The organism is Nonomuraea montanisoli, from assembly GCF_013363975.1.
Taxonomy (GTDB): domain Bacteria; phylum Actinomycetota; class Actinomycetes; order Streptosporangiales; family Streptosporangiaceae; genus Nonomuraea; species Nonomuraea montanisoli.
Window position 1 is genome coordinate 413300 of record NZ_JABWGN010000011.1, and the last position, 17720, is coordinate 431019.

Below are 17720 nucleotides of genomic sequence, written 5' to 3' on the forward strand. Positions count from 1 at the left end.
CTTTCGGCGTGGTCGCTCAGCCGGCCACCCGGCACCGCCGGGCGGCCTCGCACGTCAGGCGTTCAGCGATCTTCGCACGGCGGCGTCCACCAGCTCGTGGATCTCCTGCTCGGTGAAGATGTCGGGCAGCGTCAGCCGCTCCACGATGAGCCAGTTCAGCGTGAGATAGAGGAGCACCACCGAGGTCGAGTCGCCGGGCAGACCTGAGGCGGCGTGGTAGGCGATGTTGGCGTCGATGTCCTCGCGGATGCGCTTGGTCAGCACGGCGCGCAGCTCGGGGCGGCGGGTGGACTCCAGCCGGAGCTCCAGCAGGGCCAGATAGCCGGAGTTGAAGGCGGAGATCCGATCCACCAGTTCGTGCATGAGCTCGGCATAGCGGGCTTGATCCTGCACGCCTTCCCGGCTGCGGGCGATCGTGGCCTCGTCGGGCAGCAGCCGCTCATAGATGCGTCCGCCGACCTGGGTGAACAGGTCGTCGCGGTTGGCGAAGTAGTTGGAGGCCGTGCCCGGGGGCACAGCCGCCTCCGCGTCTACGGCCCGGAAGGTCAGCCCCCGCGCTCCCTCCCTGGCCAGCACCTCGATGGCCGCGTCGATCAACGCCAGCCGCCGCTCGGGATTCCGCCGCACTTGACACCACTCCATGTGTAGTACTACGTTCAAACCACTCCAAGCAGAGTACTACATGAGGAGCTGGTCGGTATGCGAAAGCTTGTCTACTACGTCGGCGTCTCGCTCGACGGCCGTATCGCGGGCCCCGAGGGCGAGTTCGACTTCTACCCGGTGTCCGACCAGATGTCCGCCTGGATCAACGCGCGTTATCCCGAGACGCTCCCCACCCACATCCGCAAGCTCGTCGGCCTCGACGGCGTGCCCAACAAGGTCTTCGACACGCTGGTGATGGGCCGCGGCACCTACGAGCCGGCCCTGGACGTCCCCACCACCAGCCCGTACTCCCATCTGCGCCAGTACGTCGTCTCCAGCACGCTGACGATCGACGACCCCACGGTGCAGGTGGAGACCGGCGACCCGATCGAGCTCGTCCGGCGGCTGAAGGCCGAGGACACCGGCATGGACATCTACCTCTGCGGCGGCGGCAAGCTCGCCGCCTCCCTGCTCCCGGAGATCGACGAGATCATCCTCAAGAGCTACCCGGTGGTGGCGGGCGCGGGCATCCCCATGTTCGCCGGCCGGTTCCGCCCCACCCTGTTCACCCCCACCCGGCGCGAGTCCTTCGACAACGGCGCCCAGGTCACCTGGCTCACCAGGGCTTAGAACCACAAGGAGGAAGCATGCATATCAAACTCCCCGCCTCGATCACCCAGACCAGGACCGACCACCGGACCCCGTCGTCGCACCGGGACGAGCACCCGGCGCGCGACCTCAGGCCCACGGGCCGGACCCATCCCTCCCGCCGCCCGACCGCCGCCCCGCGCCGCGGCGGGTACTGACCGGACCGACACGGCGCCGAACACCTTGCGGGACCGCCGCTCTCATCAGTCGCCGGACACGATCGCGTCGGGCAGCTTCGGGCTCGCGCTCGTCCAGCCGGACGCGGTCACAGCGGTCCACGCGGTGACCGTCCCCGGGTGATCGGGAGATCGTTCCTGCACGGCCAGCAGCCGGCCCGAGGACTCCTCGATGACGAGCCGCCTCGCCGGGGAAAGCTCGATCCCCCTCCCGACTCGTCCAAGGGGATCCGTGATGGTCCCGATGTTCCTGACGCCGGGGAAACCCGCGAGCATGCGGTAGAGCGCGGCGCGTACGCGAGGAGTCGTCGGCAGCTGGGAGAGCAGGCTGGTGGCCCCGGTACACAGAAACTCCTCATCGGCCTGGTAACCAGCTCGCCGGGCCCACCCCTGGAGAACCTCCTTGATCCGCACCGGGTCCGCCGGCAAGGCCATGACCTCCTTCGTCGTGACGTGGATGGATGCGACCTGGGGATAGGAGAGCTCGGCGGCGCGCCGGTCGTCGAGTCGCACGGCGAACGGCGCTCGCGGCACCACGCCGCCGACGCCGGGAACGCCGGGCCCGTCACAGGCGCCCAGCCGGTACGCGCCCTGGTGCCGCCAGATCTCCTCATCGGCCGCTTTGAGCGGTACGCCTGACTGAGCGGTGACCAGGAGCCAGCTCGGCTCCCGCTCCGACTTGGCCATCCAGACCTCATGCGTGCAGGTCGCCCGGTAGGTGAACGTCTTGGGTGTCGTGCCGGCGGGTCCGCGTCCTTCTCCACCCGTTGCCATGCTCTGGCCGACGCTGTGCCAGTAGCGGCCCGTCGCCGCACCAGTGGTCTCGATCCGGTTCGCGGCGGCAAGAAGGACGGTACGGGCGGAGACGAGATGAGACGCTGGGGGTTCGGGGTTCGTGCTCCGCACCAGCAGAATCGTCACGACCGTGACGGCCATCGCGGCGGCGGCCACGCGAAGGGCGGTCATGACGTTCCGTCTCGGCCGTGACGGCCTGAAATCCGGTCTCGTCCGCGACTCGTCGCCGGCCTTGGTCAGCACGTCCTCGGCGGAAAGGCGCGATCCGCGATCCAACGACTCAGGACGAGCCATGGCGAGCAGTCGCATCTCGTCGGGCTTGCGGCTCATCGAAGCTTCCCTCCGAGGATGATCGCGGGTGTGGGAGACGGGGCGCTGCCCGCGGTGTCGATCGCCGACTGCAGCCGACGGCGCGCGCGGTGCAGCCGGACGAAGAAGGTGGCCTTCGTGCAACCCAGCACCTCGGCCGCTTCCTCGGCGGCCAGGCCATGCCACGTCGTGAGCGTCAGGAGCTCCTTGTCGTCCTCGGAAAGAGCGGCGAGCGCGCGAAGGATGGTGAGTCGTTCCGTGGCGTGCTCGCCCACGTCGGCGACGGCCTGCTCCATCCACGTCCGCAGGTCGGCTTCCAGGGACTCACGACGAGCGGCCTGCCGGAAGTTGTCACGCAGGATGTTGCGGGCGACGCGGAAGAGCCATGGCAACTGCGCTCGGTCGGGGATGTCGTCGAGTCGTCGCCAGGCGACGAGAAAGGTCTCGCTGACCACTTCCTCCGCGAGTTGATGTCCGGCCCGGCTCACCGCATAGCCGTACACCCGCGTCTGGTAGGCATTGTAGAGCGTGGTGAAGCGCTCGTGGGGATCGGGCAAGCCGTTTCCTTCGATCGGGAGGCACGTTGTCCATGGAGCATGTGGTCCGCGGGACGGCTTTCTTACATCTCGATTCCGACCTGTCCGCGCAGACCTCGCTGACGTCGTGCGGCAGGGCAGCCCCAGCCGAAAAGAATGTCGCAACCCTGGCTTGCGATCGGAGGGGGCGACTCACTCATCGAGGTGATGCCCGAATCCATGAAGTCGTCGGCGGCAGAGATCGCCGTCGACACCCGCTACTCCGGGTGGGGGAGCAAGGTGTCGGTCAAGGCCCCGGCCCCCAGGACCGTGACCCACACGCTGCCCGAATGAGCGCTCCCCGGCCGGGAGCCGGCCGGGAGCCGACTGGCCGGGAGCCGACTGGCCGGGAGGAAGGCTCGGCGGCTGAGTGACCTTGCAGGCCCATGGGGCCTGTCTGGAATCGAACCAGGAGAAGGAAGCCGCCGAATGGCCTCCCGACCAGAGTGCGAGGAAAGCGGGAGGACTGACGTTTTCTTTGGGAAAGAAGAGAGAAGGAAGCCCTCCCATAGCCTCGCGATCTTCACATTATCAGGCAGGGATCAGCTCATGCAGGGTCGCCGGCGTGTAGACCCGCGCGCCCTCCGGCAGATCCGCCGGCGCCTGCAAGCCGATGTACGTGGTGTGCTCGCTCGTCGCCTCCTTGCTCCGCAGCAGGTCGGCCAGGTACCGGACCCGCAGGTGGTCGCGTTCGACGATCGAGCGCACCAGCAGCGATGACGTGACGCGGTTGGCTTCCACCTGGTTGAAGCTGGGGTCCCCCTTCAGGTAGAGGTGCAGCCACTTCACCCGCCAGGCGCCGTCGTCGTCGCGCAGGAAGGCGAGCGGCAGCGCGACCCGACCCGCGCCGCGCAGGTCGGACTTCATCCGCACGGTACGCGGCTCGAAGGGCATGCCCTCCTGCTCCGCGTCCCTGGTCATGTACCCGAAGAACGCCTCCGCCGCCTCGTCGAACGCCTCACCGGCGTAGATGTGGACCTGCGGGATGATGATCGGCCGGGTCGCCCGGGCCAGGCGGATGTTGATGAACTCGCTCGCGCCGTCGGTGGCGTCGGTGAGGTCGCCGGAGTACTCGGCGAAGTCGTTGCCGTAGTTCGTCCACGAGACGTGCTCGGCACTGCCGTAGGAGGCGTCCAGCATCAGCGCCGACAGATCGTAGTCGGTGCGCCGCGCCGCCTGGCGCCAGTGGACGAAGAAGCGCAGCAGGTCCCCGTCCACCCTCGACAGCGAGCCGCGCGGGAGCATGCCGAGGCCGGGCGCGACGGGCTTGCCGGACAGCGGCAGGGCGACGTCGAGCACCTCGGGATCGACGACCAGCGCGCCCGGGGCGGGCAGGCGCCGGGTGATCTCCTCGTCCAGGATGGCCACCGCCCGCGTCACGACCTCCTCCCCCAGCCGCGCGCGGGTGTCGGCCGCCGTCCAGGCCCGGCCGCGGCGGTTGACGAAGACGCGTCCGGGGGCCAGGGCGAGCCGGTTCTGCAGGTGCTCCCGCAAGGACAGCAGGACTCGGCCGGAGGCGGCCGCCGCGGCCTTCTCGGCGGCGTCGAGCACACCGCCGGGGTCGGCGCCGGCCCGCAGCAGGTGATCGAGACGGCGCAGCAGCGCGCCGGGCGTCCTCTCCAGCAGTTCCACCGCCTCGCTGGTACGGCCGGCCGACAGGGCCGCCTCGACCCGGCTGTCGAAGCTGCGCGCCCGGCGTACGCCCCGCGCGACCTCGAAGACGTGCGCGGCCCGCGGGAACTGCGGGTACTCGTGCGGGTGCAGCCGCTCACCGAGCCGCTTCCACTGCTCCCGGTGACGCGGCACGTCGGCGAGCTTGACCGGCGACGCGACGCTGTCCAGGGCCCGCAGAAGGGCGCGGCGCTCAGGCCGCCGGAACGAGCGGAACCTGGTAGGGGTGGTCAGCGTGACATCGCCGCCGGAGGCTTCGCAGGCGAGCCGGAGCACGTCGGTCACCGTGTCCACGAGCAGTGGCCGGCCCGCGGCCAGGCGCACGTCGTTGATGACCGCGCGGTTCTCCCGCACCGGGATGCGTTCCGGCTCGTCGGCGCAGAAGGCGGCCAGCGCGTGCAGCGCCCGCAGGTCTTCGGCCGCCAGCGGCGCCTCCGAGCCCGCCAGCGAGAAGTAGAGCTCGCGGGCCTCCGACTCCAGGCTCGCGCCCAGTTCCAGCACGGTCACCCGGTCGCCGGCCAGCGGGACCAGCTCGGCGTGCGCCGCCAGCAGGTCGGCATAGGTGTGCTGGTAACGGCCGTAGCCGGGGAGAACGAGCAGGTTGAGCGTCGCCGGCCGCAGGCGCGTCACGGCGACCGGGTCGAGCAGCGCCTCCCGCAGCAGGCCGACCCAGAACTCCATCGTGTCGGGCACGTTGCGGGGGAAGTCGATGAAGTAGGCGTTGTGCTGCACGTGATCGCCGACGAGGTGGCGGACGGCGGCCAGGACGCGCACGCCGAGATCGACCACGGTCTCTCCGGGCAGCTTCGCCAGTCGGTTGAGCAGGGCCGCCGAGCAGGTGAAGCCGACGCTCAGCAGTGCGGCGTCGAGCTGGCGGGCGGCGGCCTCTCCCCACCCCGGCTGGGAACCGGTGGGGGCGTCGCCCATGGGGACACGCAGCCGTCGGGCGATGACGAGGCTTTCAAGATTGTCCACGAACCGCACCCTATGGCCAAGAACGTGCCCTCGGTGGCCACGGCGTACAGGGGCCCGGCGGCAATCACGGTGCGGGCCCCTGCGCGCCGTCACCAACGAGCGCGAGCCAGCACGCCGGCCAGTTCCGGATTGTTCCAGCCGTCCACGACAAGGACCTTCGCCTGGGGGAGGTACCACTCGCGCTGGGTGAAGCGCTTGACCGTCTTCTCGGTCCCGAAGGTGTAGCACTCCCCCGCCCACTCCCTGTACTGGGCCTTGCGCGCGCCCACCGGGCGGAACCCGTTCACCAGGGGCTTGTCCGACGGGAATCGCTCACCGTGGTCAGTGTCCGACCTGAAGCGGCAGGGGCTCACGCCGGTTCCGGGCGCGAACTGCCGGTCGGTGCGATACCCCTTCATGTCGCCCACGCCCTTGATCACCGTGGCGCCCACCAAGTCGAACCTCGGGCAGCCGGCCTTGTTCTTGCCGCACTTGGTGGTCGTGACCGTCAGCCAGTCCTTGCTGACGGTGAGGTGACGCACGGTCCAGCTCGCGGGGACGGTCAGGGTCATGCCGCCGAAGGTGATCGTCTTGGTCTGCGCCGCAGCCGGAGCAGCGGGGGTCGCCGCGAGGAGTGTCACCAGGGCCCCGGCTACGGTCATCGTCTTGATCATGCCTAGTTGGAGTGCCGACCTGCCCGAAAAGTTGCGACTTACCGCCGGCACCTCGCCACCGATGAAAGGAACGCCGGGCCCCTCAATGTCGTGCGGTCGCCATCTGCGTACGCGCTTCCTCGGCCGCGACACCGGCCGGCAGTCCGATCTTCTTGCGCAGGCGCACCGATTCCTCCAGCCGCTCCCGCGCGGCCTCCAGATGACCCGCGAAATGCTCCGCGATTCCCAGATGCCGGAGCGCCTCTGCTTGTGTGTACCGGTCTCCGGCCTGCGTCGCCAATGCGTAGGACTGCTCCAGGAGAGGAACGGCTGTATCGGCATCGCCCTGTACGACCTGATGAAAATATTGCGCCGTGGACGACACTTTACGTCGGCGATCTCGCGCACGCGACCACCTGCCCGAACCACTCAAGAGAAAAGGACAGCCCGAACGCCTCAATTGCGAGTGAGTCAGCTGCTCACGCCTGGATGGTCATGTACACCACTTTGCCCCTGGGCAGCCCTGTCGCTGCAACCGCCTCGCGCAGCTCGGTGCTTACGTAGCGTGCCTCTTCGAACCGCTCCACCCCGACGAAGACGGAAGGCCATGTGACCGATTGCAGATTGATCTCACGCGGCTGTCTCCGCCCTACCTGCCAGCCACTCCTGCTCAGCCGTTGCTCGGCCTCCGCGAGGATGTCTTCCTTCACGCCGCCGTCGAGGTAGACCGCGAGGTGCTTGAATTCGACGTAGGAGTTCCTCCACTCGTGACCCAGGCTGTCTTCCTCGCCGACGACCCGACCGACAGCGCGTAACTCCGACAGCGCCGCCGGGTCCACGCGCCGAACGTCGGGCCCGAAGAAGAAGTGCAGCGCGGCCCACCCCAAGCCGACTGTCAGGACGACTGTCGTCAGCACCGTCACGATCGGGAGCACGCCGGCGTTCAGCTGGACGCGTCTGCGCGATGGTGCCATCTCCCCCTCTTCCTCAGGACCCACGTCAGCCATCGAGCTGATCGGCCGTCCCGCGGACCGCGACCGCGATGCCGTCCAGGAGCATCTTCAGCCCGAACTCGAATTCCTCCTCGCTGCCCACCCCGGCGATGTCGGCGGCATGCCGCACCATCCGGGGGTGGGTCCGCGGGTCGAGACGTTCGTAGAGCGCTTGCCGGGCCTGCTGTTCCCCGGGATCGGTGGCGTCGAGGTAGAGGTTGAACTGTACAGAGCCGATGATCAGTGTGGCCAGCGCGCCTGCGGCCGCCGCCGCGTGTCTCGGGCTCAGGCCCGCGCCGATGAACCGGTCGACCGCAGACTCCACTCCCAGCAGCGAATTCGGCCCCAGGCGCTCGGTGCCGCGCAGGAGCAGGGCGACGGAGGGATGACCGAGGAGGAAGCCGCGGAAGCCGCGCGCGAGCCACTCCGCCTCGGACCGCCAGTCCAGACCCGGGGGCGGTGCCTGCATCCCCAGCCGGATGGCCTGGTCGGCCACGATGATCGTCAGCTCGTCCCGGCTGCGGACGTGCCGATAGAGCGAGGACTGGCTGCACCCCAGGTCCTCGGCGAGTCGCCGCATGGTCATCGCCTCGATGCCGTGCTCGTCCAGCAGGCGTAGCGCGGTGTCGGCGATCGCCTCCAGCGAGAGCATCCGATTGCGCCGCCTGCGCGTGGACGGCTCGCCGCGCGCGAGCCACCAGGACGCGGAGCCCGGCCGGTCCGGCGACGAGATGCGGGCGCGGTTCGGTGAGCTGGGCTTCTCTCGTGTCATGGCGAAGTCCAGCCTCCCATGCCTTGCACAAGCAGAACGAGATCGCCTAGCTTAAGCGAACATCGTTTGCTTAAGAGATGGCTCACGTCCGGCAACCGGGCGGAACCACGGGGGAGGAAAGAGAGTGCTGGCTGTCAGGAACACGGACGAGGGGATCCAGGTGCAGGACGTGGCCGGCCCGGAGGGGTCGGGGGTTCGGCTGGACGTCGCATCGGCGGGGATCTGCGGCACGGACGTCACGTTCGTCGCGAGCGGACTCCAAGGCTTCACGTACGGCCACGAGTTCGCCGGAACGACGGCCGACGGTGCCGCCTTCGTGGTCGAGCCGTCCATCTACTGTGGCCGTTGCCCGGAATGCACGGCGGGCAACACCCAGCGCTGCGCCGACCCGGCGCACGGCACGCTGGGCATCTTCCGGGATGGCGGAATGACGGAATCCGTGGTGGTCCCGGAATACACCCTGCTGCCGCTGCCCGCAGCCCTGCCCGTGCGGGACGCCTGCCTGGTGGAGCCCGCCGCCGTCGCGTGGCACGGGGTAGGGAAGGCCGAGCCGCGGCCCGGCGAGCGGGTGGTTGTCGTCGGCGGGGGATCCATCGCGCTCCTCGCGGCGGCCGTCGCGCGCCATCTGGGCTTCGACGTCGACGTGGAAGCTCGTTACGAGCACCAGAGGGCAGCCGCGGAGCGCCTCGGCGCCGGACGCCCGAAGGGCGACTACGACGTCGTCATCGACGCCGCCGGCAGCCCGTCGGGCCTGGCCCGATGCGCCGAACTGGCCGCGGTGGGCGGACGGGTCGTCGTGCTGGGCGTCTACGACGACACGATCGGCATCCCGGCGACGCACAGCCTGATCAAGGAGCTGACCTACGTCAACGCCATGGCGTACGGCCGGCCCGACGGCGTGCGGGAGTTCGGCCAGGCCGCGGACATGCTCGCCGCCCGGCCGGAGATCGCGGAGACCGTCATCACTCACCGGTTCCCGCTGAAGGACGCCGCCGAGGCGTTCCGCGTGGCCCGCGACAGGTCCGCAGGAGCGATCAAGGTGGTGCTGGAGCCCTCCCGATAGGGCCCTCCGGGCGGGCGTCGCGACGCGGTGATCCGCTCAGAGAAGGCAGAACGTCGTGCCACCATGATCGCGTCGTTCCGACGAAGGAGGTTGCTTGGTCGTTTTCGCCTGCGCGGGGTGCGGCGCCGTGCTGACCGCGAGGGTGGCGCGGGTGGCGCTTCCCGACCATTCCGGCCAGAAGTACGGCCATGACCTGCTCCCCGGTCTCCTGGAGCCAGGAACGTACGCGGTCGACCCCGGAGACGGCCGGCCTTGGCGACCATGGAAGCCGGCGCCGGAAGAGCACGGCGTCCGGCTGCTGACGTACTGCATCTCGGGGCCCCCGAACAGGATCGGGATCGCGCCGGGTGACGTCCGCGGGACCGTCTTCATCCCGGATCGGCTGGGCGGCTGCTGTTGTGGCTGGGACGGCCAGTACGGCCCCAACCTGGCGTGCGCGACGTGCGGCTGTCCGGTGGCGACTCGCGTCGACGACTGCGGGTTCTGGCAGGTGGTGTGGCTGGAGCCGGAAGCCGTGCGCCCTGTCTCCGTCGACGGCCCCGTCCAGCGGGTGATCGACTGGACGGAGCTGCCGAGCACGCCGCCCGTCGATCCGTGTGGTTACTGGAGCCCGCAGTGGGAGGCCGCGGTCGCGGTGGCACTGGCGCACCTGCTGGCGGTCTCGGGTGGACAGCGGGTGTCCGTCCCTGAGGGACCAGTCGCAGAGGTGTTCCGCCGGGCGATCGACAGCCTGCTCCCTCCGGGGCCACCGGAACGCCACCTCGTCCTGGCCGGGCCCGGCCTGTCCGCCCCGATCACGGACATCGCCCTGGTGCCACGGCACCCGCAGACCGGCGAGGTATGGCCGTGCAATACACCCGCTGAAGACCAGTGACGACTCCGCCCCCGGCACGGTCTTCGAGACCGACGCGCACGGCGAGCGGACCATCTGGGTGGTGGTCGAGCGCGAGCCTGCACGGTACGGATCACGTACGGCCTGACCGCACTCACGCCAGAGGACCGGGAACCGCTGCGCGAGTTCGCCGAGCGCCATCCGGACTTCCTGCGGACGTGGGAGGAGGAGATCGCCCGCCATCTCGGAGCCAGTGGCGCCACATCCGCGAGAGCGGCTACCGATGACGGTGACACACGCTTTGCCGGGGGCTCGTCTTGGCGCGGCGGTCTCGATCGTGGCTACGAGGTCCGAAGCCGATCTTCTTGAGGGTCGAAGTAGTGCAGGCCGAGTTGGGCTGCGACTTGGACCGCGGGCCTCGGCCCATCAGGTTCTGCGTGAGATGACCATGATGTATTCGCAGGGAGCGTTCGTTCGGTTGGCGAAGCCGTGGTCCGCGTCGGCCTGGAAGAACAGGGAGTCGCCGGCGTTCAGGGTCTCGTTGATCCCGCCGATCGCGACAGTGAGGGCGCCTTCGAGCACCACGAGCTGTTTTTCCGTACCCGGCGGATAGGCGGGCAGCAGCCCGGTGGAGACCTGCGCCGGGAGGTAGTGAACGATCATCTCGGCTCCTCCCGCGCCCGGGGCCGCCGACACCATGTGCCGCTCGAAGCCGGTTTCCGGGTCACGGAAAACGGGGCGATCGCTCTTGCGCATGACAACGGCCACACCAGACGCGGCAGCGGCCGGCGCACCGATCAGGTCCGAGAGCGACGCGTCGAGCGCATGGGCGATCCGGGACGCGACGCCGATCGTCGGGCTCTTCTCACCGCGTTCGACCTTGGACAGCATCGCCCGGCTGACCGACGACTGCGTGGACAGTTGCTCCAGCGTCAGGCCCGCCTCTTCGCGGCGTCGCCGCACGTTGCCGCCGAACGCGCCGGCCAGGTCGTCACCGTGCTGTAGTTCGGCCGCGTTGCCGTCTCGCTCGACCACCGTGCTCCTCGATCGCTGGGTACCTCGCTGCCCATAGTGTAGGGTTTCTCCCATAGAAGAAATGATCTTCTATGGGAGACATGACGGAGGATCCCATGCGCTTGATCTCAAGTGGCCAGCTCCATGCCACGTTCGAATTCGGCGATCTGCAGGTGGTCTCGTTGCGAGACGGGTACATCGACATGCCGCCGACACGGCTCCGCGACGAGGACGGGCGCCCGCTCGATGAGCTGCCGGCCGCCGTCCCGCTGGCCGGCGACAACCTGCGGCTGTCGGTCAACGCCTTCTTCGTCACCGACGGCACGCGGTCGCTTCTCATCGACACCGGCGCGTCCAACGTCTGGCACGACCCCACCATGGGATTGATCTACGACGCGCTCGCCGAAGCGGGAATCGACCGCGCGCATGTCACCGATGTGGCCATCACCCACAACCACGAAGACCACGTGAGCGGTCTGATCACGCCGGACGGTTCGGAGGCGTTCACCCAACTCGAACGCGTGTGGATCGGCGCGGGCGACACCTCGGTGTTCACGGGGCGGCTGGAGCCGATCCGCGACCGGGTCGTACCCGTGCCGGAGAAGGTCGCGATCAACGACTGGGCCACCGCGATCCCGACACCCGGCCACACACCCGGTCACACCGTCTACGACGTCAGGAGCGGCACCGGCCACCTTCTCGTCTGGGGCGACACCGTTCACGTTCCCACGCTCCAGTTCGATCAGCCGAACGTGTCCTGGGAGCTCGACGGCAACCAGACCCAGGCGCGCGCCGCGCGAGCGGCCCTCCTCCGGCAACTGACCGGACCACACCACTTCGTAGCCGGCGCCCACCTCGACTCACCCGGCATCGCCCGGGTAACCCCCTCCGGCGACGGCTATGCGCTGGAATACCTCGCACCACCGATCGGCTGATCGAGCCTGCCGGCTGCGGGCCGCGCCACCAGGTGGGTCATCGACCCGGCGGGCGCGCCCACCATCACGGCGTACTTGCCTCGCCGGGATTCTCGGCGCGAGTTACGGAAGCGAGGGCCAGGAACACACCCCACGCGGCGACCAATACCGCGACCGACGAGTTCCACCAGTTCGGTGTCAGCCAGGGGAAGGAGCCGACGACGAATGCGGCGGCGGCAAAGATGCCGACAGCTCGCCCGACCAGTCCGGCGCGTGTCGACCAGCTGAGCGCGACCGCGGCAACGGCGAAACCCAGGAACGCCAGATGCAGGGCGCCGAACGCCGAGCTGACGACCAGTGCCAGAACCTCGGCCGACAGCCGTACCTCAAACACCGGGTAGACCAGACGCCCCACCGCGAGCAGGAGGACGACGAGGGCGACGAGGGCGGTCGTGAGGGCGGTCACTCCCAGGTTGATCCGCGCCGACGGTCCGGCCTTACGCTCGCCGAAGAGGCCGCGGGCACCGGCTCCCCAGCAGATGACCGCGAAGAACAGCAGTTCGTCGCTCCACGACAGGAGCGAGCGACCGCGTTCGACCCACGCCGTCATTGCGACCGCCTCGGAAGGCGCGCCGGGGAGCAGCGACAACAGCAGCAGGGCGACGCCGGTGAGGAGCGCCCCAACGATCATCAGCCAGCGGTGCACCCGTAAGTCGATCGCTTGGCGGGACGTCGTGTCTCGTGCCATCGGACCGCCTGCCGTACCCGTCATCCGTTCACCGTGCCCTGCGCCCTCCGCCTCCCGCGAACGGGTCGCGGAGCGGATCTTAGGCGGCCTCGGTCACAGACGCCAAGGCCGGCCCGTCGGTCGAAGCCACCACCGGCGTCGATGCGGTATGTACTCGACCGATTACATCAGAGGGACAGAGCGGTGGACGGTCTCAGCCGTGTCGGCCCGTCCTGGGCCGCATGGCTGCCTGCCACCTTCCGCCTCGACCACAGGACTGGACATGACCGATGTCCTCGTCATCGGCGCCGGACCGGCAGGTGTCTTCGCCGCGCATCGCGCCGCGGACCTGGGCGCTCGTACCACTCTGGTGACTCGCGAGCAGTTCGGTGGAATGGCGGCCAACGACGGCCCTGTACCGGTCCGTACCCTCGCGCATGCGGCCCGTCTCATGCGGGAGGCCCGACAACTCGGTCGGTACGGCATCACCACCGGCGACTTCCGGCTGGACTATCCGCGGCTTCTCGACCGCGTGCGCGAGGTCGTTCACGACATCGGGACCCATGCGGCGCTGCGCGCCCGTGTCGACGGCATGGGGGTTGCGCGTCGACGCCTGACAGAGGGGAAGGCCCGCCGAGACCACGACGTGGTCGTGGCCACCGTCCCCCTCGATGCGGCCGCGCGTCCCGTCATCGACGGCCGGACCGTCGGGTTCTGCAAGCTCGTCGTCGACCGGATCAGTCATCGCATCCTCGGCTGCCACGTCGTGGGAGAGCGTGCCGTGGAGATCACCCAGGTGGCCGCCGTGGCGATGACGGCTCAGCTGCGGGTCCAGGACCTCGCCCGGATCCACTCTCCTTTCCCACGTACGCCGCCGTCGTGGGCCGGGCCGCCTACATCGCCACCCGCCGCCTGGGCCTGGGCCCGGACGCGGACGGACCTCGGTACGAGCCGCCCTGCTGAAGCCGTTCGATCGCGGTGACCTGCGGTTTCGGACTGCCGATCGCCGCCACGTTGTGGAAGAATTGCCGCAGCTAGGCGGCTTCAGTCCCCCCCGCGAGCAGGACGAGGGAGAGGGACGAGCATGGAGATCAGGCCGCAGGCGGTCGTCATTCCGAAGGAGACCGACCACCTGGAGCAGGGCAAGTACGGTCCCGTCTATCCGCGGACCCCGGCCTGTTACGGGTTCACCATCATCGCCGACGTCAAACCCGGCCGTGCCGAGGCGATCCGCGGCTACGGCTACACGCTCGCCACGGCCCTGGAAAGCGATCCGGATCTTCTCGCGCCGCTCAAGCTGCACTACCTGCGCTGGGTGCTGTTCGACGATGACAAGCGTTTCATGTACCAGGGGATCTTCGACACGGACTTCGACAAGTACACCGAGGATGCCATCGCCCTGTTCACCAGGGCGGGGGTGAACACGGTCTTCGAGAACCTCGAAGGCTTTCCCGAGGACTGGAAGACCAACCCTGAGGCGTTCGTCAAGTTCGTCCGCGAACACCACTGCCCGAGCTTCATCGAGTACGGCGAGTACCCGTACGTCTCCGCCGACGAGATCAAGAAAGCTCTGAAGGTCAAGAGCGCTCTGTCGGAGATGCTCGACCAACTGCAGTGACACCCGCTCGCGCCCGCCACAGGGGGAGATGAGATGAACGAGCCCAGAACCGCGCGCACCTACAACCAGAACCATGTGCCGCGCCCGTACGACCCCGGCCGGCGCCGGTTGAGCATCTACGTGGCCTGGAGCTTCCCCGCCGAGGCGGGCAGGAACCCGGCCGAGCTGGACAACCGGTTCTCCACGATGACCGAGGTGCGCCGCGTGACGTGGCCCGCCTACGAGGACCCGAAGTGGTCGGACCCGATGCGCTTCCAGCAAGGCATCGCGGGCGGGCTGGAGTTGTTCTTCTGGGGCTGGCTGCCCTTCCAGCAGTTCGTCCAGGAGACCACCGGATACCAGGTCCCCGTGTACCAGCGCGTCGACCAGGCGGGCTTCCACACCCCGCTGGACGAGCGCGTGCTGGCGGACACGGACACCCTGTTCGTGTGGGGACTGGACCACATGATCACCGGTCAGGACGCCACGCCCGCGGAGATCGAGGCGGTGCGTGACTTCCTCACCCGGGAGGGAACCTGCCTGGCACTGGGACCGCATCACGACGTCGGCGCATCGGACGACATGACTGTCCGCAACATGGAATATCACCATCACGGCGACGCGCTGGTCCCCCGCCAGCAACGTTTCGGCAGGTACACCCGATCGCTGATGGAGGGTCTGGGGATCCCCGTCGAGAACCGCTACGGACTGCGGCCCGCCGTGACGGACGGGAACAAGAGCGCGCCCCTGTCCATCGCCAGGGACCTGGACACCAAGGGATGGCTGGACGGCGTGACCAGCTTCAATTTCCACCTGCACCTGCCGCACTACGCCGTGACCACCGACGCCCCGAACGTCATCCACGTCCTGGGCAGGCAGCCCATCGACATGTCCAGACCGCCACATCCGTTCACCGAGGCGGGGAACACCGAGTTCAACATGTTCCTGTGGATGCCACCCGCCGGTGACCGGGCGGGGGACGTCATCTTCGCCGACACCACGATCTTCAGCTCGCTGTTCGGCGTGGACGAGAGCCTGCGCACCTTCTGGCACAACATCGTCTCGGTGAAGTAGCACGGCGGGAAGGCGGGTTCCGGTGAGTGAGCACACCCAGGCCCAGGTCAAGCTCGACCTCGACGACATCCAGCGCGGCGTTCTCAGCCCCAGGCCGACACCGTACGCGGCGACCTACATCCTGTTCCGCATCGACGACCGCGAGCACGGACGGGAGCTGATGCGCCGGGTGAGCGCCGTGGTGACCTCGGCCGCCGACACGGTCAGCCCGTTGGGTGAGACCTGGGTCAGCGTCGCCCTCACCTACCACGGGCTCAAGGCGCTCGGCGTCCCTGACGAGTCACTGGACACCTTCGCCTGGGAGTTCCGGCAGGGCATGGCCGCACGGGCCGCCACGCTGAGCGACATCGGGGAGAGCAGCCCCGAGAACTGGGAGCCGCCGCTCGGCACGCCGGACGTCCACGTGGCCCTGGTGGCGCTCGCGCCCGACAGCGCGCGGCTGGAAGCCGCCATCGACCGGGCCCGTCCCGCCTACGACGCGTTGACCGGTGTGACGGCGATCTGGCGGCAGAACTGCCACGCGCTGCCCACCGAGACCGAACCCTTCGGCTACCGCGACGGCATCAGCCATCCCGCCGTCGAGGGCAGCGGCATCGCCGGGTCCAACCGGCTGGAGGCCCCGCTCAAGGCCGGCGAGTTCGTGCTCGGATACCCCGACGAGCTCGGCGGCGTCCAAACCCCTCAGCCCGACGTACTGGGACGCAACGGCACCTACGTGGCCTTCCGCAAGCTCCACCAGCGCGTCGGCGCGTTCCGGCGCTACCTGAGGGACAACGCCACCGGCCCCGAGGACGAGGAGCTGCTGGCAGCGAAGATCATGGGACGCTGGCGCAGCGGCGCCCCCCTGGCCCTCAGCCCATCGCACGACGATCCCGGCCTCGACGCCGACCCGTACCGCAACAGCTTCCTCTATCAGCAGGACGACCCGGCGGGATTCATCACTCCCGGCGGCAGTCACATCCGCCGGGGCAACCCCCGGGACGCGGCGGTGGCGGGTGTACCGAGGCTGCACCGGATGATCAGGCGCGGCACCGTCTACGGCCCGCCCCTGCCCGAAGGCATCCTGGAAGACGACGGAGCCGACCGCGGCCTGATGTTCGCCTTCATCGGGGCGCACCTGGGGCGGCAGTTCGAGTTCGTCCAGTCCGAATGGATGAACGACGGCGTCTTCTTCGGCTCAGGCGACGCGAAGGACCCGATCCTCGGATCCCGCGACGGCTCCGGCGACTTCATCGTCCCCCGGCGACCGGTGCGGCGACGCTTGTGCTCGCTGCCCCAGTTCGTCGTCACGCGCGGCGGCGAATACTGCTTCATGCCAGGACTCACCGCACTGCGCTGGCTCGGCGACCTCACCGACTGACCATGGCGACGCCACTCTGGCACGATGACCGGAGATCCACATGGACACGCTCCACCTGCTGTTCAACGCCGTCACCGTCATCTTCATAGCGGCCACCATGCTCGCCGCCGGCCTCGGCGCGACGCTGCCGGCGCTGCTGGCCGTCCTCGCGAACCTTCCGCTGCTCCTGCTGGTACTACTGGCCAACCTGGTGGTGATCCCGCTTCTCGGCTGGGGCGCCGCCGCGCTGTTCGGCTTGCCCACGGCAGCGTTCATCGCGCTCCTCCTGGTCGCGTCCTCGCCCGGCGGGCCGTTCGGGGCGAAACTCGCCATGATCCAGAGGGGGGACGTGGTCGCGGGTGCGGCGATGCAGGCGCTGCTGGCCGCGATCGGCAGCATCACCTTCGGTCCGACGGCGAACCTCATGCTCGAAACCGCGAACGTGGGTGGCGGGGTTTCCCTCGACGTGGCGACACTGATGCTGACCGTGGCGATCCTCCAACTCGCACCGTTCGCCGTCGGACTGGTCGTGCGCCATTTCGCTCCGTCCACCGCGCTGTCATGGCATCCCGTGGCCGGCGCGGTGTCCAACGTGACGTTCCTCGTCGTCCTGGTGGGCATGCTCCTCGGCAGCTGGCGTGACGTCGTCGCGCTGATCGGCTCACTCAGCCTGCTCGCGGGCTTCGCCTTCGCCGTCGCCGCATTCGCTCTCGGCACGCTCCTGGCCACCGGGCCATGGGTACGCCGCAGCACCATGGGCGGGGTCGCGGCCGTGCGCAACGTGGGACCGGCGCTCGCCGCCGTCGGCATTGCCTTCGGCAACGAGCCCGCCATCCTGGGAGCACTCGCGGCCGTCCTGCTGAGCGGCCTGGCAGGCAGCCTCCTCATCGCGGCGAGACTGAGCCGCCATCGCACGGCTGAGCGCCGTCGTCAGGACCTATAAGTCACTCAGCAACGCAAAAGGCCGCTTCCA

21 protein-coding genes are annotated in these 17720 nt (G+C 69.0%); 11 read left to right on the forward strand and 10 right to left on the reverse strand.

All coding sequences use genetic code 11. The annotated features are described in order from the left end of the window. Nucleotides 1–54: 54 nt before the first annotated feature. A complete protein-coding gene (locus HTZ77_RS29440; RefSeq protein WP_328808840.1) occupies nt 55–627 on the reverse strand; it encodes a TetR/AcrR family transcriptional regulator in 573 nt (190 codons plus the stop codon). Nucleotides 628–699: 72 nt separating this feature from the next. Here HTZ77_RS29440 and HTZ77_RS29445 point away from each other — a divergent pair, with 72 nt between their 5' ends. Beyond that, nucleotides 700–1272, forward strand: a complete 573-nt coding sequence (locus HTZ77_RS29445; RefSeq protein WP_175592941.1) for a dihydrofolate reductase family protein — start codon at nt 700–702, stop codon at nt 1270–1272. 17 nt (nt 1273–1289) lie between these two features. After that, a complete protein-coding gene (locus HTZ77_RS29450; protein WP_175592942.1) occupies nt 1290–1448 on the forward strand; it encodes a hypothetical protein in 159 nt (52 codons plus the stop codon). Nucleotides 1449–1493: 45 nt separating this feature from the next. Here the strand turns inward: HTZ77_RS29450 and HTZ77_RS29455 are convergent, their stop codons facing one another. Together HTZ77_RS29455 and HTZ77_RS29460 are read right to left on the reverse strand one after the other, a co-directional pair. Further along, nucleotides 1494–2591, reverse strand: a complete 1098-nt coding sequence (locus tag HTZ77_RS29455; protein ID WP_328808845.1) for a CU044_5270 family protein — start codon at nt 2589–2591, stop codon at nt 1494–1496. Then, nucleotides 2588–3127, reverse strand: coding sequence for an RNA polymerase sigma factor (locus tag HTZ77_RS29460; protein ID WP_175592943.1), 540 nt, complete (start codon nt 3125–3127; stop codon nt 2588–2590). Before HTZ77_RS29460 ends, HTZ77_RS29455 begins: the two co-directional genes overlap by 4 nt. Before the next feature lie 186 nt (nt 3128–3313). Here HTZ77_RS29460 and HTZ77_RS47710 point away from each other — a divergent pair, with 186 nt between their 5' ends. Next, nucleotides 3314–3439, forward strand: a complete 126-nt coding sequence (locus tag HTZ77_RS47710; RefSeq protein WP_268960142.1) for a hypothetical protein — start codon at nt 3314–3316, stop codon at nt 3437–3439. A gap of 237 nt (nt 3440–3676) precedes the next feature. Here the strand turns inward: HTZ77_RS47710 and HTZ77_RS29465 are convergent, their stop codons facing one another. The 5 genes from HTZ77_RS29465 to HTZ77_RS29485 form a co-directional block, all read right to left on the reverse strand. Continuing rightward, nucleotides 3677–5791 (reverse strand): TerD family protein, encoded by a 2115-nt coding sequence (locus tag HTZ77_RS29465; protein ID WP_328808841.1) that lies wholly within the window; start codon nt 5789–5791, stop codon nt 3677–3679. 89 nt (nt 5792–5880) lie between these two features. After that, nucleotides 5881–6432: a hypothetical protein gene (locus HTZ77_RS29470; RefSeq protein WP_175592944.1), complete on the reverse strand. Its 552-nt coding sequence runs from the start codon at nt 6430–6432 to the stop codon at nt 5881–5883. A gap of 94 nt (nt 6433–6526) precedes the next feature. Continuing rightward, nucleotides 6527–6808 (reverse strand): tetratricopeptide repeat protein, encoded by a 282-nt coding sequence (locus tag HTZ77_RS47715; protein WP_205303740.1) that lies wholly within the window; start codon nt 6806–6808, stop codon nt 6527–6529. A 94-nt stretch (nt 6809–6902) separates the two neighbouring features. Continuing rightward, the gene (locus HTZ77_RS29480; RefSeq protein ID WP_175592945.1) at nt 6903–7430 is read right to left on the reverse strand and encodes a hypothetical protein; all 528 of its coding nucleotides are present in this window, start codon (nt 7428–7430) and stop codon (nt 6903–6905) included. Beyond that, the gene (locus HTZ77_RS29485; protein ID WP_175592946.1) at nt 7423–8067 is read right to left on the reverse strand and encodes a TetR/AcrR family transcriptional regulator; all 645 of its coding nucleotides are present in this window, start codon (nt 8065–8067) and stop codon (nt 7423–7425) included. The genes HTZ77_RS29480 and HTZ77_RS29485 overlap by 8 nt, the downstream gene beginning before the upstream one ends. Nucleotides 8068–8311: 244 nt before the next feature. Here HTZ77_RS29485 and HTZ77_RS29490 point away from each other — a divergent pair, with 244 nt between their 5' ends. Continuing rightward, nucleotides 8312–9250: a zinc-dependent alcohol dehydrogenase gene (locus HTZ77_RS29490; protein WP_175592947.1), complete on the forward strand. Its 939-nt coding sequence runs from the start codon at nt 8312–8314 to the stop codon at nt 9248–9250. Between the two features lie 94 nt (nt 9251–9344). Beyond that, entirely contained in the window at nt 9345–10124 is a 780-nt protein-coding gene (locus tag HTZ77_RS29495; protein WP_175592948.1) for a hypothetical protein, read from the forward strand. Between the two features lie 384 nt (nt 10125–10508). Here the strand turns inward: HTZ77_RS29495 and HTZ77_RS29500 are convergent, their stop codons facing one another. Then, nucleotides 10509–11117, reverse strand: coding sequence for a helix-turn-helix domain-containing protein (locus HTZ77_RS29500; RefSeq protein ID WP_175592949.1), 609 nt, complete (start codon nt 11115–11117; stop codon nt 10509–10511). 80 nt (nt 11118–11197) lie between these two features. Here HTZ77_RS29500 and HTZ77_RS29505 point away from each other — a divergent pair, with 80 nt between their 5' ends. Further along, on the forward strand, nt 11198–12031 hold the full coding sequence (locus tag HTZ77_RS29505; protein ID WP_205303742.1) for an MBL fold metallo-hydrolase: 834 nt from the start codon (nt 11198–11200) through the stop codon (nt 12029–12031). Nucleotides 12032–12095: 64 nt separating this feature from the next. Here HTZ77_RS29505 and HTZ77_RS29510 read toward each other — a convergent pair whose 3' ends face one another. Continuing rightward, nucleotides 12096–12716: a hypothetical protein gene (locus tag HTZ77_RS29510; RefSeq protein ID WP_205303744.1), complete on the reverse strand. Its 621-nt coding sequence runs from the start codon at nt 12714–12716 to the stop codon at nt 12096–12098. A gap of 304 nt (nt 12717–13020) precedes the next feature. Here HTZ77_RS29510 and HTZ77_RS29515 point away from each other — a divergent pair, with 304 nt between their 5' ends. The 5 genes from HTZ77_RS29515 (at nt 13021) to HTZ77_RS29535 (ending at nt 17690) form a co-directional block, all read left to right on the forward strand. Beyond that, the gene (locus HTZ77_RS29515; protein ID WP_175592951.1) at nt 13021–13719 is read left to right on the forward strand and encodes an FAD-dependent oxidoreductase; all 699 of its coding nucleotides are present in this window, start codon (nt 13021–13023) and stop codon (nt 13717–13719) included. A gap of 102 nt (nt 13720–13821) precedes the next feature. Further along, the gene (locus tag HTZ77_RS29520) at nt 13822–14355 is read left to right on the forward strand and encodes a hypothetical protein (RefSeq protein WP_175592952.1); all 534 of its coding nucleotides are present in this window, start codon (nt 13822–13824) and stop codon (nt 14353–14355) included. Between the two features lie 33 nt (nt 14356–14388). Then, nucleotides 14389–15408 (forward strand): hypothetical protein, encoded by a 1020-nt coding sequence (locus tag HTZ77_RS29525; RefSeq protein WP_175592953.1) that lies wholly within the window; start codon nt 14389–14391, stop codon nt 15406–15408. 22 nt (nt 15409–15430) lie between these two features. After that, nucleotides 15431–16768, forward strand: a complete 1338-nt coding sequence (locus HTZ77_RS29530) for a Dyp-type peroxidase (RefSeq protein WP_175592954.1) — start codon at nt 15431–15433, stop codon at nt 16766–16768. Nucleotides 16769–16808: 40 nt separating this feature from the next. Continuing rightward, the gene (locus HTZ77_RS29535) at nt 16809–17690 is read left to right on the forward strand and encodes a bile acid:sodium symporter (RefSeq protein WP_175592955.1); all 882 of its coding nucleotides are present in this window, start codon (nt 16809–16811) and stop codon (nt 17688–17690) included. Nucleotides 17691–17720: the final 30 nt, after the last annotated feature.

Coding starts and splice junctions, on each gene's coding strand:
- HTZ77_RS29455 (WP_328808845.1), bottom strand. CDS start 2,591: ATGAGCCGCAAGCCCGACGAGATGCGACTGCTCGCCATGGCTCGTCCT.
- HTZ77_RS29480 (WP_175592945.1), bottom strand. CDS start 7,430: ATGGCTGACGTGGGTCCTGAGGAAGAGGGGGAGATGGCACCATCGCGC.
- HTZ77_RS29485 (WP_175592946.1), bottom strand. CDS start 8,067: ATGCTCTCGCTGGAGGCGATCGCCGACACCGCGCTACGCCTGCTGGAC.
- HTZ77_RS29515 (WP_175592951.1), top strand. CDS start 13,021: ATGACCGATGTCCTCGTCATCGGCGCCGGACCGGCAGGTGTCTTCGCC.
- HTZ77_RS47710 (WP_268960142.1), top strand. CDS start 3,314: ATGCCCGAATCCATGAAGTCGTCGGCGGCAGAGATCGCCGTCGACACC.
- HTZ77_RS29470 (WP_175592944.1), bottom strand. CDS start 6,432: ATGACCGTAGCCGGGGCCCTGGTGACACTCCTCGCGGCGACCCCCGCT.
- HTZ77_RS29525 (WP_175592953.1), top strand. CDS start 14,389: ATGAACGAGCCCAGAACCGCGCGCACCTACAACCAGAACCATGTGCCG.
- HTZ77_RS29445 (WP_175592941.1), top strand. CDS start 700: ATGCGAAAGCTTGTCTACTACGTCGGCGTCTCGCTCGACGGCCGTATC.
- HTZ77_RS29520 (WP_175592952.1), top strand. CDS start 13,822: ATGGAGATCAGGCCGCAGGCGGTCGTCATTCCGAAGGAGACCGACCAC.
- HTZ77_RS29535 (WP_175592955.1), top strand. CDS start 16,809: ATGGACACGCTCCACCTGCTGTTCAACGCCGTCACCGTCATCTTCATA.
- HTZ77_RS29505 (WP_205303742.1), top strand. CDS start 11,198: ATGACGGAGGATCCCATGCGCTTGATCTCAAGTGGCCAGCTCCATGCC.
- HTZ77_RS29450 (WP_175592942.1), top strand. CDS start 1,290: ATGCATATCAAACTCCCCGCCTCGATCACCCAGACCAGGACCGACCAC.